The 16,748-nt window shown below is 47.9% G+C and carries 13 protein-coding genes; 8 read left to right on the top strand and 5 right to left on the bottom strand.

What is annotated here, in order from left to right:
- Positions 1-57: 57 nt before the first annotated feature.
- From ACMUEV_RS11315 to ACMUEV_RS11295, 5 genes are all read right to left on the bottom strand, one after another.
- The gene (locus ACMUEV_RS11315; protein ID WP_190653221.1) at positions 58-873 is read right to left on the bottom strand and encodes a PEP-CTERM sorting domain-containing protein; all 816 of its coding nucleotides are present in this window, start codon (positions 871-873) and stop codon (positions 58-60) included.
- Between the two features lie 177 nt (positions 874-1,050).
- Entirely contained in the window at positions 1,051-1,845 is a 795-nt protein-coding gene (locus tag ACMUEV_RS11310) for a TylF/MycF/NovP-related O-methyltransferase (RefSeq protein WP_190653222.1), read from the bottom strand.
- 6 nt (positions 1,846-1,851) lie between these two features.
- Positions 1,852-3,129, bottom strand: coding sequence for an ABC transporter ATP-binding protein (locus tag ACMUEV_RS11305; protein WP_017288986.1), 1,278 nt, complete (start codon positions 3,127-3,129; stop codon positions 1,852-1,854).
- A gap of 10 nt (positions 3,130-3,139) precedes the next feature.
- Positions 3,140-4,021 carry an ABC transporter permease gene (locus tag ACMUEV_RS11300; RefSeq protein WP_017288987.1) on the bottom strand — a complete coding sequence of 294 codons (882 nt, stop codon included), beginning with the start codon at positions 4,019-4,021 and terminating at the stop codon, positions 3,140-3,142.
- Between the two features lie 43 nt (positions 4,022-4,064).
- A complete protein-coding gene (locus tag ACMUEV_RS11295) occupies positions 4,065-4,604 on the bottom strand; it encodes a hypothetical protein (RefSeq protein WP_017288988.1) in 540 nt (179 codons plus the stop codon).
- 113 nt (positions 4,605-4,717) lie between these two features.
- On the opposite strand from ACMUEV_RS11295, the gene ruvB reads away from it, so the two are divergent.
- From ruvB to ACMUEV_RS11255, 8 genes are all read left to right on the top strand, one after another.
- On the top strand, positions 4,718-5,785 hold the full coding sequence (gene ruvB, locus ACMUEV_RS11290) for a Holliday junction branch migration DNA helicase RuvB (protein WP_415354785.1): 1,068 nt from the start codon (positions 4,718-4,720) through the stop codon (positions 5,783-5,785).
- Positions 5,786-5,794: 9 nt separating this feature from the next.
- Positions 5,795-6,607: a tetratricopeptide repeat protein gene (locus ACMUEV_RS11285; protein ID WP_017288990.1), complete on the top strand. Its 813-nt coding sequence runs from the start codon at positions 5,795-5,797 to the stop codon at positions 6,605-6,607.
- 383 nt (positions 6,608-6,990) lie between these two features.
- Positions 6,991-10,020, top strand: a complete 3,030-nt coding sequence (locus ACMUEV_RS11280; protein ID WP_242044787.1) for a BTAD domain-containing putative transcriptional regulator — start codon at positions 6,991-6,993, stop codon at positions 10,018-10,020.
- A gap of 7 nt (positions 10,021-10,027) precedes the next feature.
- On the top strand, positions 10,028-10,549 hold the full coding sequence (locus tag ACMUEV_RS11275) for a nickel-binding protein (protein WP_190653225.1): 522 nt from the start codon (positions 10,028-10,030) through the stop codon (positions 10,547-10,549).
- A gap of 95 nt (positions 10,550-10,644) precedes the next feature.
- Positions 10,645-11,718, top strand: coding sequence for a class I SAM-dependent methyltransferase (locus tag ACMUEV_RS11270; protein ID WP_190653226.1), 1,074 nt, complete (start codon positions 10,645-10,647; stop codon positions 11,716-11,718).
- A 168-nt stretch (positions 11,719-11,886) separates the two neighbouring features.
- Positions 11,887-12,114 carry a hypothetical protein gene (locus ACMUEV_RS11265; RefSeq protein WP_144056231.1) on the top strand — a complete coding sequence of 76 codons (228 nt, stop codon included), beginning with the start codon at positions 11,887-11,889 and terminating at the stop codon, positions 12,112-12,114.
- 284 nt (positions 12,115-12,398) lie between these two features.
- Positions 12,399-14,594: a hypothetical protein gene (locus ACMUEV_RS11260; protein WP_190653227.1), complete on the top strand. Its 2,196-nt coding sequence runs from the start codon at positions 12,399-12,401 to the stop codon at positions 14,592-14,594.
- A 174-nt stretch (positions 14,595-14,768) separates the two neighbouring features.
- Entirely contained in the window at positions 14,769-16,673 is a 1,905-nt protein-coding gene (locus ACMUEV_RS11255) for a tetratricopeptide repeat protein (protein ID WP_190653228.1), read from the top strand.
- The last annotated feature ends 75 nt before the right edge of the window (positions 16,674-16,748 follow it).

The raw sequence follows: 16,748 nt of genomic DNA, 5'->3' as shown, positions 1-16,748 counted from the left end.
TGGATGGCGAAACTCGGGTCGTTGCTTCCGCTGTTCATTCTGATTAGAAAATCTAATCTATTTGCGCCGTTTGCGATGCACTAAGCCACCGAGCATAATGGCAATTCCTGAACCGAGCAGAGTAGAAGGTTCTGGAACAGCGGTTGCATCGACTGCAAGCCGAGCAGCACGAGCTGTAGAGTTAGCAAAGGGGATCGCTCTAGGAGTGAGATCGACTCTGGTGATGCGAACAGAAGCACTGGCTGAGGTGGTGTTATCTCCGAAGAAAACGAAATTTGGTAAATTGTACGGCACGCCTTCGGGTGAGTAGTTACGCAGGCTTCCGGTGAGAATGGGAGTTTGAAAATTGCCGTTTGCGAAGAGTCCATAGTAATTGCCTTGCACAGAGAGGTCGTAGCGAACAGCGCGCACTGGACTAAATGAAGTGCCTTCTGCATGAGTAAATCGAGGCGGTTTGGTCGCTCCGTCGTTTTGTGCCCAGATGCGATCGCTCAATTTCGCATCACTTGCCCAGAATCCCAGTTCGATACCGCGCCGATCAGAACTCAAAGCGATAATGCTAAATCCTGCTCGATCAGGATTTTGATGGGCTTCAGACAATAGTTGGAGATTGAAGCCCAATGTATATCCTTTGGTACGATCGAGGGTGCGAAAAATTGAATATCCGCCTTGGAGAGTGTTGGATGCTCTGGTGTTGAAGGTTGTCCCACCATTGCTGACGATTTCAGTGCCGGGAGGTGTCACGCTTGTCCAACCTTGTTTGGCAAATGAGGTATTACGTGAACCATCGTATAGATTTAGAGTCTGTGCTTGTACCTGGGTTGCGGCGAGTGTCAAACTCAAGCCTGCAAGGATTCCGACTGCTGTTCTCATTCTTCTTTCCCTCTAAGTAATGATTCGGGATAGAAGCGCCCTGCCAGTAGCAGAATACACCTAAAAAACAGGGATTTTATAATTCTTGAGAAATTGATGCGATCGCAGTTTAGTTTTCCGCTTGCTTCGCATTGTGCATTCGTATGTTTAGTGCAGAAAGCACTCGTGCTACAAACGTTAAGTCTGTTGATGTTTGAGCTTGAACCAAAGCGATCGCAGTTTCCAAAACTTACTACTTTCCATCGCTTCAATTCGCGTTCTCAAAGCAGCATTCTCCGCTTGCAACTGCATTTCTCGCTGAATCTGCTGTTCCACAAAATTTTGATGTCCGACAATCTGAGGGATCGCTTGACGATTATGCGATCGACCTTTGATCCAAAATGCCTGATCTGGTCCAACTCGCTCTAAAACAGGCTTCTCATGATGTCGGTAACAGAAATCATAAAACGCCTCTCGACACCCTTCCCAATAGCCAAAATCATCCAGAACAATACAGCCACCCGTCACAATGCGAGGATAAAACGTTTCTAAAACCAACGTCACCGAATCGTACCAATCCGCATCACAATGCAGCAACGCGACCTTCTCAGGCAATTCCGCTTGGAAAGTCGTTTCAAACCACCCTTTTCTAATCGTATACGACTGCTCATCCGTACCCACCGTGTGCAAAATCGTTTTGAGATCCTCAATCGTGCCCACACATTCCCCGACCCAAACCTTCGCATCATCCCCATCTTTTGCAGTTGTCGGTGGCATTCCTGCAAAACTGTCGTACAGCCAGAGATGTCGGTCTTCCAGAAACGTTGAAATTACGGCTGCTGAGCCGCCCTTGTAAGTTCCACACTCCACAAAGTCACCGTCGATCTGATTCAAATTCAGGTATTCGCAAAGTGCAGCCAGATTCGTCAGACGATCGGAAGTACACAGGGTATAAGGTTGAACTTGCTGAAGTAACAATGGGTCAAGAGACATAAAGCATTAGAGTTCGATAAGCGTTTCGTCTGGAGTTGAACTAGAGCGGTAAATCTCAAAAGTAGGATTGAGATTCACAATGCCTGCCCAGAGAATCGCATTGGGGTTTTGGAGAATTTTTAGCACAGCAGTATTATGAAGCATCGTCAAGACTCGTTTGAATTGATGTTCACTGAAGCCACCCTCTGCGATGCCGATTGTAATCGTATAATCTCCAGCCAGTAGAGGTAGATGAAACTGAAATCGAGCTTCGATCGAGCTACCTGCTTCGACCGCTCCAATGCTGTGCTTCATGCAGAATGTATTCGACTCAAACACGACTTCTCCTGTACGATTTCGCATTCGGAATCCCACATGCGGATCTTCCATGCGCTCTAGAAAGGTGAGTCCGATCGCCAGCTGAACTTTAGAATCACTAAAGGCGGATTGGATCGCGTGATTGTCCGCATCGAGAAACTGCACATACTTCAATTGCACTGATGTTGACGTGATAGCAGCATCGGTACTCGCTTGAGGCATTTGAATCGCAATGCGCTCCGGAGCTTGATCTTGTTTTTGTAAAAGCTTCGCTTCGTACAGGTCAACGACTTGCCGGGGAGTGGCATCGAGAATGACTCTGCCATGTTCTAGCAAAATCGCGCGATCGCACAACTTGCACACGGCACTCGAATCATGCGAGACAAAGAGTAACGTTACACCTGCTTCTCGTAACTCCCTCAATCGAATAAAGCATTTCTGCTGAAAGTAGACATCTCCTACTGCCAGCGCTTCATCGACAATGAGAATATCCGGATCAGTATTGACAGCCACAGCAAACGCTAACCGGACAAACATACCGCTCGAATAGGTTTTCACGGGCTGATCGATGAAATCTCCAATATCAGCAAACTCAACGATCGTGTCAAATTTCTGCTCAATCTCAGCTTGACTTAGCCCTAAAATCCTACCGTTAAAAAAGACATTCTGCCGTCCTGTAAACTCTGGATTAAAACCACTCCCGAGTTCTAACAATGCAGAAATTCGACCATTAACAGTTAACTGTCCGGAGGTGGGAGTCAAGGTCTGGGTAATCACTTGCAGCAGCGTGCTTTTTCCGGCTCCATTCTGCCCGACAATGCCGATCGTTTCGCCTCTGAAAATTTCTAAATCAATCTCTTGGATTGCCCAAAATGGCACAGCCCGACTTTTCCCAGGCAGCAAGATCTCTTTTAAGCGATCGACCGGACGCGCATACCGCTTAAAACACTTTGAAACACCTTTGAGAGAAATTGCAACCTCAGCCATAGAGTTCATCCTACACAACATCAGCAAACGCTGGACGCAATCGCCGATAAACGAATAGCCCAATGGCAAACGTGAGCATGGAAACGCCCCACAACACGCCCAATTCTTCCCAATGATGCATCCGACCGACCAACACTAAATCACGATACACTTCGACGATCGTGGTCATCGGATTCAACCAGAACACCAAAAATCGCCATCCTTCAGGAATGAGTGAAGATGGATAAACGATCGGAGTCAAGTAAAACCACAAATTCAGAATCACCGTAATCGTTTGCGGAATGTCTCTCAAAAACACCGTCAATCCTGCTACGAGATACCCTAAACCCGCTGTGAGCAGCAATTGAGGAATCCAAATGATCGGAAATAACAGCACCGAAGTGTGAATCAGTTTGGCGGTAAATGCCACAAATGTAATCAGTAAGATAATTCCAAACGAGCTTTCGACCAATGCTGTACAAATGGGCACCAGCGGCAGCAGCCCTAGCGGAAATACGACTTTCTTGATCAAATTCGGCTGACTAATCACCGACGTGGTTGCCCCTGTGAATCCTGCGACAAAGGCTGTCCAAGGAATCAGCCCCGCAAACATCCACAGCCCAAACGTAAAGTCATTCGCAGGCAACCCCCGAAAATTGAGTTTGATTTGCAGAACAATCGAAAATAAGTATGTATATACTAATAGCTGCGCAAGTTGATTTAAGATCGCCCAAAAATTTCCGAGGATTGATCCTTTATATTTTGCTTCTAGATCGCGTTTAACCAAGGTTTTGAGCAGATCAAACTTGATCCAAAAAGATTGAGGAATCGGCAATCGGCGCACTGCTCGATCGCGTTGCCGTGTGCTGAAAGTAACGAATTTACGCGCCACGATTTTCAATGGATTTTTCACACCTCTCACCCTAGTTCAACGCAATTGCGTCTTCGTCAGGATATCAGTTTAGGCGCACATGTTCGATCGCGTGCAAAATTGCCGATCGTTGCTCATCGTCATATTGCCATCGGCGTAAAAAATCTCGATAGGTTCCATCTGACTCGATCGAGGTTTTTAATTCCATGAGCTGACGATCGACGCTTTTCGACATCATGCGGCGAATTAAATAAGTGCTACGCCGCTGTACTCTGGCTGAACCCTCTGCCAATTCTGGCTTTTGATTGCGCGTATGGGTCAAGATCATGGCGGTTGACATGGCTAAATTCTTCGTCAGCAGATCCGCGACTTTCTCTTCAGCAGGAAGCAATCCTAATACAACATGAAAGCCAATTTCATCCATCAATTCCCGATCGTCGCTTAAATAAGTGACAAAAAAACCGCGTGCGCCGTTCTCAGTTTGTACTAACGCAGTTATGATCCTTTCAAGTTCAGGTTCCGAGACGTGACCCTGTTCGACCTCGGCAAGGAGTGATTGGGTTAGCTCGATCGCGCCTTCAAACGAGATCGAGTCGGGAATTGCAAAGCGAGAAGGAATCTCCATATTCACGATCTCTCTAAAGTTGATGGTTCTCAACAATTATGGCGATCATTTCCTCTAAAAAACAGCCCAACGATCGAGATAAAGCTGCTGCGCCCGCTGACAAGGTGAGCGTCATGGCGCAAGCTGTCTCCCAAGCTGTCTCCAATGGCAAGCCTGAGAAGACAACCATTCTTCAAGCTGAGCCGGAGCCTGAAGAACGCAGCAAACAAGAAGAAAAAATCCGTCCCCAATGTCTGACGGAATATATTGGACAGAAAGATCTCAAAGATGTCTTAGATATTGCGATTCGTGCCGCTAAGTCTCGCCAAGAACCGTTAGATCACTTGTTACTCTACGGTCCTCCTGGACTGGGCAAAACCACGATGTCGCTGATTTTGGCACAAGAGATGGGCGTGAAATGTAAGATTGCCAGCGCTCCTGCCCTCGAACGCCCGCGCGACATTATGGGTTTACTAATTAGCCTTCAGCCGGGTGATGTGCTGTTCATCGATGAGATTCACCGTCTTGCCAAAGTCGCTGAAGAATTGCTCTACCCGGCAATGGAAGATTTTCGGGTAGACATTCCCCTCGGCAAAGGGAAAAGTGCAAAAATGCAGTCGATGAGCTTGCCGCCTTTTACGTTAGTAGGAGCCACAACGCGAGTCGGTGCGTTGACTTCGCCGTTGCGCGATCGCTTTGGCTTAATCCAACGCCTGCGATTTTACGAAATCGATGAACTGACTGAAATCGTCTTGCGTACGGCTGCACTGCTGAAAATGAACATTACCCAGTCGGGTGGAGAAGAGATTGCTCGCCGCGCCCGTGGAACCCCTCGGATTGCCAATCGCTTGCTCAAACGAGTCCGCGACTTTGCTGAAGTGAAAGCCTTTCGAGAAATCGATCGAGACATTGCCGCCGAAGCCCTGCAACTGTTCAACGTCGATCCTTGTGGTTTAGATTGGACGGATCGCCGCTTGCTCAGTTTCATGATCGAACGACACAACGGTGGTCCCGTCGGACTTGAAACGCTAGCTGCGTCCACGGGTGAAGACGCTCAAACGATCGAGGAAGTTTACGAACCCTATCTGATGCAAATCGGGTATCTTAGCCGTACCCCACGGGGTCGAGTGGCAACTGCGGCTGCTTGGAAACATTTGGGCTATACCCCACCCGATACTCATCAAATGACACTTTTACCGTAGGAGATGTTCATGATTCGCTGTTTGCTCAAATCTCTGTTGATGGTTGCGATCGCGTTTTTCATCGCTTGGCAACCTGTTCTTGCTGAAGAAGAACCCATGACTGCTGCGACTCTGTTTGAGCAACTTTCGACTCTAAAACAGCAAGCCTTTGAATCGACCAACAAAGGCGACTTTACCAAAGCTGAAGCGTATTGGTCAGAACTGCTAGAGTTGCTGCCAGATAATCCCGCCATTTGGAGCAATCGCGGCAATTCCAAAGTCAGTCAAAACAAGTTAGAAAGTGCGATCGCAGATTTCAACAAAGCGATCGAGCTTGATCCGAATGCCCCGGATCCGTATCTAAATCGGGGAGCCGCAATGGAAGGATTGGGAAAATTTGAAAGCGCGATCGCCGATTACAACAAAGTTCTCGAACTTGATCCCAATGATCCGGCTGCCTATAACAATCGAGGCAGTGCTGAAGCCGCATTAGGACAGTGGGAAGTGGCAGTAAAAGATTTTCAAAAAGCAGCGGATGCTGCTCCAGACTATGCGTTTGCTCGTGCCAACTATGCATTAGCTCAGTACCAACTTGGCAACATTGAAGATGCCATTCGGACAATGCGAAATTTAGTTCGCAAGTATCCAAAATTTGCCGATATGCGGGCAGCGCTCACGGCTGCACTGTGGGTTGAAGGCAAGCAGGGCGAAGCAGAGAGCCAGTGGGTTTCAGCAGTCGGATTAGATAAGCGGTACAAAGACATTGAATGGGTGAAAAACGTGCGCCGCTGGCCGCCAACCATGTCGAGTGCTTTGGAGAAGTTTCTCAGCCTCAAATCTTAGAACAATGGCTCTACTTTGAAACTATAAGCTCAAAAATTCGATGGTTGAGCAGTATTGCGAACTCTGAACTATCCGCAACTCAACTTGAGCATAAGGTTAAGAGTTCACCACGATCAATCTGATGGGGAGAGCGGAGAAAGACCTAAAATCATAGTCCTGCTCCCCGTCGTCCCACCTCTCCACTCTACAAAGTCAGCATCGTCAACTAGCCGTTCTCACCGCAGGCAACCTCAGATATCGGAAGACCATGAATTATTCGGATGCAATATTTAAAGAAATGTAATGAAAGTTGCAAAAAATCCGATCCGTTCATTCTATGGAATTGGGAGCCTTTAGGTTAGACGAGATCTCTAGGTTAGGGAGGAAGCGCGATCGTGCCACCCATGTTGCAGATTCAACTTCTTGGTGGGTTTGACTTATCCTACGGCGACCAGTCGTGGACGAGGGCGATTTCAGAACGGCTTCAGTCTTTGCTGGCTTATCTAGCATTGAATCGGCAAAGGGCACAATCTCGCCAACACTTAGCCTATCTATTTTGGGGAGACTCGAGCGATCCGCAGGCTCGAACTAACCTACGTAAAGAGTTATACAATCTGCGGCAAAACCTACCCAATGTAGAACAGATTGTACGGATCGAGCCAAAAACGCTCTCATGGTCGCCAACTATTCCTTTTGCGCTAGATGTGATGGAGTTTGAGAATGCGGTAGCACAGAACCAACTTGAACGTGCGATCGCGCTCTATCGAGGTCAATTATTGCCTAGTTGCGACGATGACTGGATTTTCCCAGAACGAGATCGATTGCAGCAAGTGTATGTTCGAGCCTTAGAGCAATTGATCGAACAACTCAAAAACCAGCAAGACTATCGTTTAGCTTTAAACTACGCACAACAGCTATCATGGGTCGATCCGCTCAACGAATCGACCTACTGCACCTTGATGCAATTGCATGATTTGAGTGGCGATCGCGCTAATGCACTTCAGGTTTATCACCACTGTATGACGATGCTGCGCGAGGAGTTGGGCGTTGATCCGAGTCCTACCACTCGTAGATTCTATGAACAATTGCTACTAGAAGAAGAATCACCCATCGGCACATCTCCAATTCAGCCAAGGGTACATCTCCCCCTATCGCTGCCGTCACAATCCGCCTTGCCAATGGTCGGACGGGACCACGAGTGGCATTTAATTCAAGAATGGTCAGCGATCGCTGACCATCAAGTTCTACTCCTCACTGGTGAACCTGGGATTGGCAAAACTCGACTTCTAGAAGAACTTCGAGAAACAACCCCTTTTGCGCTCTGGGGACGGGGATTTGCGGCTGAAATGCTACGACCCTACGGCATCTGGATCGATGCATTGCGATCGGTACGGCTCCTCAATCCTGTCCCAGCAGAATTAGGCTTCTTACTGCCCGAAATCGGACAACCGAGCAAAGCCCCACCGGATCGAAGCCATTTGTTTGATGCGGTCGTGCAATTGCTAGCAAACTGGGCAGCACAAACCCCCTTACTGGTGATGCTCGATGATATTCAGTGGATAGATGAAGGCTCATCCGCCTTACTGCACTATGCGAGTCGCTTGTTGACTCATCTCCCGGTTAAATTTGCTTGTACGGCTCGTTCTGGGGAACTCTCCAAAAATGCCGCGATTTCGCAAGTTCTTCGATCACTTCGACGGGAGCAACGTTTAAATACGATTGAACTCCAACCCTTCGATCGGGGTAACACAGCAGCCTTGATTCATGCAGCCAATACCGATCATCCATTTGAGATGTCTCTAGAACTCATCGATCGAGTTTTTCGAGATAGTGGCGGCAATCCTCTCTTTGTGCTGGAGATAGCACGAGCATTGTCTCAGCGGCAATCTCATGCAACGGATTTGGCAGCGTTGATTCGCGATCGCTTAGACCAATTAGAGGACAAAGCGCGTGACCTTTTACCCTGGGCAGCCGCGCTCGGACGAAGTTTCAAGCCTGCAATGGTCGCTCAGGTGGCAGACTATCCGTTGCCGGAGTTATTCAGCGCGATCGCGCAACTAGAGCAACAAAGCATTATCCGTCCCAGTGCGACAGGTGAAAATGAACTAGGCTATGACTTTGCCCATGATGTCGTGCGCCAAGTTGTGTATCAACACATTTCAGAGCCGCGCCGCCAGTTGATGCATTGGCAGATTGCTCACCGGCTCAACCAAATCGCAACGCTAGATCATTCTTTCGCAGGAGATATTACTCATCATGCGGGGCTAGGAGGAGATCATGCACTCGCTGCCTCTCATGCCTTGCTTGCCGCAGAACGCTGCTTAAAATTATTTGCTTATGCGGAAGCAACAGTTCTCGCAGAGCGGGGGGTGCAGTCGTGTCAATGGCTCGATCAGCGCTCTCGTATTCCCTTACAGTTGAAGTTACTCCGAGTCTGGGCGATCGCAGGTGTCAAGCACGATCTCGCTGTGCAGATCGAAACTCAGGTTCATCAACTGATGGCAGAAGCAAATCGATTAGGCTTGAATGACGATGCCGCAATCGGACACGAAACTTTAAACGTTCTATATTACGAGCAGGGCAATTACGTTCAACTGCATCAACATTCCCTGCGATCAACAGAAGTGAGTCGTGCCGCTAGCCCTGCGACAGCCGCTAGAGTGTTAGCGCTGAGTGGCTCCTGCTTGACAGAATTGGGACAGGATATGATTCGGGCAGAAGCACTCCTCCTAGAAGCCCAATCCTTGGCGAATCGGGTCGGACTAGAGCAGTGTGATATCCATAGTGGATTAGGAGGGATTGAACTACACAAGGCGAACTATGATGCAGCGCGAACTTTCTTGCAACAGGCATTGCAACTCGCGCAACGCGATCGTGATCGTTGGCGAGAATGTAACTGTTTAATGGGGTTAATCATGACCGAATTAGAAGCAGGCAATCCAAGCGCTGCTTTGTCTTACTGTTCAACGATGACGCATCTTGTTGCCCAGATTGAAGGCAAAGAGAGTGAAAACGCTATAGCAGCAGCCTTAGCAGCGCTTGCCCATTATCAGCTTCAGCGCCCCGAAGCCAATTTAGAAGCCGCGATCGTCAAACTGCAACAACTGGATATCAAGCGAATGCTAGCTTACATCCTGATTGGAGCAGCAGAAGTAGATTTTGCTCAGGAACGATTTGAATTAGCGGCTCTTCGAGCCGAGGAAGCTTTACAAGCGGCGCAAACGATGAAGCATCCGAGCGAGATTGCGATCGCTGGAGCGCTGCTGATTCAAAGTGTTTTAGTATTAAAGCACGCCGAACGGGCAATAGGAGTATTTGAAACTTTACACCATCGGATTGATCGCCGTTTGCTCAGTGTCCGCGCTCAAACTCAGGTTGATTGCATGACGCAACAACTACAGCCCTTAATGAAAAAACGTAAACTTTCTAGTTGAGGTCGTTATGTCACTCGTGATTGTTGAAACTGTTGCCGAACAACCACTGACCGATGCTTACTTAGAAGAAGCCGTTGAAATTGCGTTGCCCTGTCTACAAGCTCGTGGGATCACCTGGCTTCATTCCCTCCTGTCTCGCGATCGTGCTCAAATGATCTGTCTTTACGATTCTCCCGATGCTGCGACTGTGCGGAACGCCTACGCTCATCTAGGAGTTCAAAAACGGGCAATCTGGTCAGGGGAAATGATTCCAAACCGTTCTCGCCCTCAACCCAACTCGGCGGATCGCTCTGTCATCGAAGCACACTCTCCTGCTTCGAGCGCACCAGACTGGAACAGAATTCACCAACAATTTTCTCAATGCTGCACAGAGTTAGGGGTGAACTGGTTACGCTCCTATTTGTCACTCGATCGTACTTCTGCGGTCTATGAACTAGAGGGATTGGATGCAGAAACGATTCGCGACGTTTCTCGAAAATTGGGCACTTCCTTTGATCGCATCTGGTCGGCTCACCTGCTGATGCCCTAACCCAGAAGGGTTTTAGAGTTGGAACGCTTTGGCAACGGTTTAGGAACGGCGAGATCGCTACCTTTAAGTTCAGATGAATTTTCAAGGAGCGTCCGATGACAACCCAAACTTTTGATACCACCAAAGCAGAAGCCTTTGCAGGAAGAATGTTCGAGATTTTCAACAGTGCCGCTTTGTCGCTGATGATGTCGATCGGACATCGGACTCAATTGTTTGACACAATGGCAGACTTGCCGCCCTCGACCAGTCAGCAAGTTGCTGCGGCTGCTGGGCTGAACGAACGCTATGTGCGCGAATGGCTCGGTGCAATGGTCACAGGTGGATTCGTAACCTACAATCCACTGACTCAAACCTATGTGCTGCCTATAGAGTATGCTGCTTTTTTGACGCGATCTGCCACACCGAACAATCTGGCTCTTGTTGCTCAATACATCCCGGTGCTTGCCTCGGTCGAAGAGCAAGTAATCGAGTGTTTCTATAAAGGTGGCGGTGTTCCCTATTCTGAGTTCCAGCGATTTCACGAGGTGATGGCGGAAGACAGTGGTCAATCGACAGTAACAGCACTATTCGATCAGATCTTACCGCTCGTTCCGGGACTGACTGAAGCACTAGAACAAGGCATTGATGTCCTCGATCTCGGGTGTGGGAGTGGACGGGCACTGAGCACCCTTGCCGCGAACTTCCCTAAGAGTCGCTTTACGGGCTATGACTTTTCGGAGGTGACGATCGCGACTGCAAACCATGAAGCGCGATCGCAAAATCTCAGCAATATTCGATTTCAAGTGCAAGATGCCGCTACTTTGAACGAGCACGATCGCTACGATCTAATCACAACGTTTGATGCAATTCACGACCAAGCACGACCGGACATCGTGCTACGCAATATCTATCAAGCCCTACGAAGCGATGGGGTTTACTTGATGCAAGACATTCATGCTTCCAGCCAGATCGAGGGCAACCTAGAGCATCCAATCGCACCCTGGCTTTATACCATTTCTTGTATGCATTGTATGACGGTTTCTTTGGCTTATGGCGGTATGGGTCTGGGAACGGTGTGGGGCAATGAGCAAGCATTAAAAATGTTAGCTGAAGCGGGATTCAAGCGGGTCGAACTCAAACAAGTGCCCCAAGATTTTCTGAACGATTACTACATCACTTACAAGCAATAGCCCTATGTGCCAACTCTGCGGACTTGCAGCACGGTATGCCCGTGTTCGCCAAGATTCTCTTGTTCAAAATCTTAGTCAATTTTCAACTGTAATTCAAACAAAAGCATCGACTGAGACAAAGCCAAATCAACCAGTCACTAACCTAGGAGAAAACTAGGAGACTCCTGTTTGACCCCACTAGTTTTGCAGGGTGAGACAAATTTAGGTGAATTAGGCATCAACACCCTGCAATCTCGTTATGCCACAACGTCAAGTTCACCTGAGTGTGAGCGCAATGGAACTTGCACTTATTTGTTGCCTTTCAACATATTTGTTGCCTTTCAACACCGCGTCGGGTGGCAACATGTGGAAGTCACCGAACACCGGACGAATGCTGATTTTGCTCGTTGGCTTTAACGCCTAGTTGAGGAATAGTTTCTCATGGCTATCAAGATTCGCTTAGTTCTCGGCAATCTCAATGATCAGAAAGCCACCCTGGACTGGCACTTTACGAGTACTGATGCCAAGCGTCTTTATCCAGAAATTCACCTCTCATCATCAACGGGGCAGACGATTAGGTGCTGAGATTTTTAGGGGGCTTCGCGTATATCAATTTCTGTTTCTGATTTTGTTACGTTGACATTCAGAACCCGGAGTCTTTGCCATTGTAGCTATTATCCGTAGATTGAAATTCATTGCTTATGATTCGTGTCACCCGGTTCTCTGTTCTCCTCACGCTACTGACAGTTACAGGATTGCAGTCTTATCCAGCGATCGAGCTTCCAGCCGTTGCTCAAACTTCTATTTGCACTCCAGATCAAACGTTAGATACGGATGAATATGCGCTGCGCGATCAGGCTCGTGTTGCACTAGACAATGGTGATCTGGCAACAACGGTGCGAACTTTAAGAGAAGCTTTGTTGATCACACCGCGAACGCAATATCCTCATAATACAGTCGAGCAGTGGCTTTTAGAAGACAACAACGGCACTCGAATTGAGCAGTTGCTGAAATTTTCTGACAAAAAACAGACGACGCAAATCTTAGATCAGCTTTATCAAATTACGCAACGGCTGAAACCAAACCATAGCTCAATTAAAACTCGTGCCTTCGCTGCGATCGCAAAATCCTACATTGTTCTCAATCAGTTCCCATCTGCGATCAATGCTCTCAATCAAGCTCGGGATGCTGTGCGTTTTGTTCAGGGGACAACTGAAAAAGCAGATCGGTTACTCGATATTGCCGCAGGATATGCTGCATTGCCTCAACCGCAAATCGCTCAAACCAGTCTCACCCAAGCTGAGAAAGCAATTCAGCAGATTCAGCAATCCGATCGAGCTGTCCGACTCGTTCGACTCGCAACACTCCATGCTGAAGATGAGAATTTTACGAAAGCAAGAGCGATCGCGGCTAAGCTGCCTAAAAATTCAGAATCACACGCGATCGTATTCAGAGCAATTGCTGAGAACTACATCAGAATCAAGCAATTAGGCAATGCAGATCAAGCGATTCAAACCATTACACATCCGATGCAAAAAGCGATCGCGCTTGGAAAAATTGCCGTAGCTTATGAGCGTGCTCAACAACCAGGAATAGCGACAAAACGGTTTGATCAGGCAATGGCGATTGCTGCCACTCCAAACCTAGTGAGTGGTTTCTATACTTCAGAAATGCTGAGAAGAGATCTCGTCGTCAATCTAGTCGAGGTAGGTCGAAGAGATGCAGCAAGACGGCTTGCTATCAATTCTGAGATGCCATCTTTCAAGAAAGAAGCTTACAAGGTCATTCTTTTGGCTGATGTTCGTGCAAATGAGCCAGTCAAAGCGAAGAAACTGCTTTCTCAGCAATTGACTGAGATCCTGAATCAGCAAGATAGCAGTTGGCACAGATTTGAACTTGTTAATCTGATAAACACTGCGACTGAAGCGGAGCAGTTTGATTGGTTTATCCAAGAATGGAATCGCATTTCAAAGGTTGATTTTGGTCTGACGGATCAAGATGTCGAGAGAATCACGACATCTCATGCTCAGAAAGGTCGGCATCTGCAAGCTTTGCAGTGGACGGAAAAGTTGCCGATCGCGAATCGCCCAGTGTTGCAGGTTCGATTGAAATCTACGATCGCGCTAGCTGCTCATCAATCTGGACAAACAGCTTGGGCAAAGAACTTGCTTCAGACCACTGAGCAGCAAATTAGCGCATTGATAAAAGCATCCCGTGATCGACTTCAGCGTGAGGGCGGCGACACGAACGAGCCAGATGACATTGAATACATTGGTGTCGGAGTACTTGCCCTTTCTTACGCTCAGATAGGAGATACTGTAACGACTCAGAGATTGCTCGATCGCGTTGTTAAGAGCAAGATGAATCAGAATGATATGCAGCTAGGTGGACGAATAGACAATCCGTTTGAACTGTTTCGAGAAGCCAATCAGATAGATGGAGCCTTTCAGCTTGCAAACGGTTCTGTGTTGCCTGAAAAGCGCTTTCAACGCCTACAGACAGTTGCAGGAATGGCATTAGCGCAAAATCGATTTGATATGGCAACTTCCATTGTGCCTCGATTAAATTCAGCCAGTGGTCAAACTCAATTACTGCTGGCGATCGCTCAACGCTACACCCAACTCAAACAGACCGATAAAGCGCTTCCTTTCCTCGCTCAAGCCTTCAAAGTTGCTCAAACGATTCCAGGAGAAGAATCTCAGTTTGATCGATTGGGTGCAGAGGGGGGAACGGTGATCGAGATGGAGAATGATCGCGGAAGTTTGATTGAAGCGATCGCGGTTCAGTACGCTCGATTGAAGCAACCCGCTCAGGCTTTGAAAGTTGCGAATACTTTGAAAGAGAAGAAGACTCGCGATCAAGCACTCGAAAAGGTGAGATGTGCACTTTCAAGCTAGTCGAGAAAATTTCCCTGGGGTTTCAGTTCGTTGCGGTTTAGCCTAGGAATTCTATCCACGGGCTAAACCCACTTTGCTGAGGGAGACTATTCTGATTCAAAGTTACGCGATCGCGGTTTGCATTTGCTCACGATCGCAAAATCCTATACCGATTCAACGTAATCTCCTCGACCAATGCACAAACTTTTCCCGGTCACACTTCTCAGTCTGCAACTCGTTGGTCTGCCTTCGATGAGTCTGGCGCAGGTTAAGCCAGCCTGCATCAGTCCCTATGGTGGAGACGATCGCGCGATTCCGTTAAGTGATCCTGAATTGGCGAAAAGTCAGCAAGGAAAAGAAATGGCAGAAATTGCGATCGCATTTCTCAAAGCAGGTCAACCAGAACGCGCCGCTCAGGTCAACGAGCAGATGCGATCGCGCTTCAAGCTCGCCCCTAAAGATCTCTCAACCTTAGTCATGATTCAGTCTCTTATCGCTGGAGATCAAGCTGCTGCAACCGCACATGTGCCTAAGCTCAACCTGACTGGATTTGGAGATATTGATGCGATCTTTCTCGCGGCGCGGACTCTACCTGTTCAAGATCAAGCCGATTGGATACTGAACGTGGTCGATCAACTCCCGATCAAAAACGGCAAATTGCTGTGGTGGATTGTACTAGCGGAGTTATATCCCAATCAACCTATCACTCTAAAAATTGCAGCAAAGATTCGCTCTGTGCTGACCCAAGACGATCAACTTTCCGAATGGGTGAATTTAGCAGTCGTCTATCGTCAAGCAGGAGATTTTCAGGCAGCCCGATCTCTACTCGAATCCCTAGCAGATCAAGCGCGATCGGAACCTCGCAACCTATCCAATCAGCTCAGGATGATTCAAGAATTTGCTCGCATCGGACAGCGCGATCGCGCACGGGCTGAACTCATGAAACTCAACATCAAAACAGAATCAAACAGCCTTTCTGTGAACCCTGACTTGACCCATCACTTGAGCCTTGCTTATGCTGCCATTGGAGATTTAACCACAGTTGCAGACTTGATTCAAAAGCTCCCAGTTCAAGCTGATCCGGATTCCTTTAGCTTCCATCGTCAAGATTCAACCCGATCCGCGATCGCGCGACAATTTGCAGAACAAAAAAATGTTCAACAAAGCCAACGATTTCTACTCTCGCTCAAAGATGCGAAGCTACAACAAGAGACGGCTCAACGGATCATCCAGCGTTTCCTTCAAACAGAACAATGGGCATCCGCAGCGGCAATTTCATCATTAGCAGAACCGAAATTACAAGCGATGGTTGCCTACAAAGCAGCACTGGCAAATCAATCCGCACTCAGCGATCGTGTGATCTCAACCATGCGCGGCAACAACGGAGATCTGATTCGCCTACTTCAGACTACATCCGCACTCAATCAGGTCGGATACCAAACGAAAGCACGCACCTTACTGCAAGAAGCCTTATCTTTAGCAACTCAGCAAAACATTCAGCCCCTTTTGCCGACGATTGCAGTTCAGTTTGCAGAAGCGGGCGATTTTGAGCAGGCAAATCAACTGCTCGATCGACAATTGCAAAGCTTTGAGCAACGATCGCAAAAACCAAAATTTCCAACGTTTGAACCTTTGTTGCCCATCTCACCCACTCCTCCTGACGAATCCGCTTTATGGCGATTTTTTGAGTATGTCCGGCTAAGTGCCTCATCCTTCCAACCCGAAAAACCTACTCCAACCGTTACAGCAATTCCAGTTCAGCCCTCGATCGCAGGAACAGCAGCTATCAACCTCGGCAGTTTTGCAACCTTCTATAGTCGCGCCCGTAATTTTACAAAAGCGGATCAACTGATCCAAAAGATTCCCGACCAGTACTGCACCTTCAAAGCATCCATCATTCAATTTGCTGTGTTAGAAGCCATTGCAGCAAATCAGCCAGAGGTAGCACAGTCCCTTTTAACGAAACTTTCTCGGTCTGCTCAGCATCAAGATTTTGTTCGGGCAAATTTAATTGCGATCGCGAATCTCTATCTCACGCAAAAGCAATCTGCAAAAGCAATCCCTCTTTTAGAACAATCCTTGAATCTGCTCCAAACATAGCAGACTCTGAACGTGCGAAATGGAGAGAGGATAGAGATGGGGAGAACCCAAACTTAGATTACTCCCTATCTCCCT

This window comes from Leptolyngbya sp. FACHB-1624 (assembly GCF_047649235.1).
GTDB classification, from domain to species: domain Bacteria; phylum Cyanobacteriota; class Cyanobacteriia; order Leptolyngbyales; family Leptolyngbyaceae; genus Leptolyngbya; species Leptolyngbya boryana.
Note: the sequence above shows the minus strand (reverse complement) of the source record. Positions and strands in the feature narration are given on the sequence as shown.

Coding starts and splice junctions, on each gene's coding strand:
- ACMUEV_RS11315 (WP_190653221.1), bottom strand. CDS start 873: ATGAGAACAGCAGTCGGAATCCTTGCAGGCTTGAGTTTGACACTCGCC.
- ACMUEV_RS11310 (WP_190653222.1), bottom strand. CDS start 1,845: ATGTCTCTTGACCCATTGTTACTTCAGCAAGTTCAACCTTATACCCTG.
- ACMUEV_RS11305 (WP_017288986.1), bottom strand. CDS start 3,129: ATGGCTGAGGTTGCAATTTCTCTCAAAGGTGTTTCAAAGTGTTTTAAG.
- ACMUEV_RS11295 (WP_017288988.1), bottom strand. CDS start 4,604: ATGGAGATTCCTTCTCGCTTTGCAATTCCCGACTCGATCTCGTTTGAA.
- ruvB (WP_415354785.1), top strand. CDS start 4,718: ATGGCGCAAGCTGTCTCCCAAGCTGTCTCCAATGGCAAGCCTGAGAAG.
- ACMUEV_RS11285 (WP_017288990.1), top strand. CDS start 5,795: ATGATTCGCTGTTTGCTCAAATCTCTGTTGATGGTTGCGATCGCGTTT.
- ACMUEV_RS11280 (WP_242044787.1), top strand. CDS start 6,991: ATGTTGCAGATTCAACTTCTTGGTGGGTTTGACTTATCCTACGGCGAC.
- ACMUEV_RS11275 (WP_190653225.1), top strand. CDS start 10,028: ATGTCACTCGTGATTGTTGAAACTGTTGCCGAACAACCACTGACCGAT.
- ACMUEV_RS11270 (WP_190653226.1), top strand. CDS start 10,645: ATGACAACCCAAACTTTTGATACCACCAAAGCAGAAGCCTTTGCAGGA.
- ACMUEV_RS11260 (WP_190653227.1), top strand. CDS start 12,399: ATGATTCGTGTCACCCGGTTCTCTGTTCTCCTCACGCTACTGACAGTT.
- ACMUEV_RS11255 (WP_190653228.1), top strand. CDS start 14,769: ATGCACAAACTTTTCCCGGTCACACTTCTCAGTCTGCAACTCGTTGGT.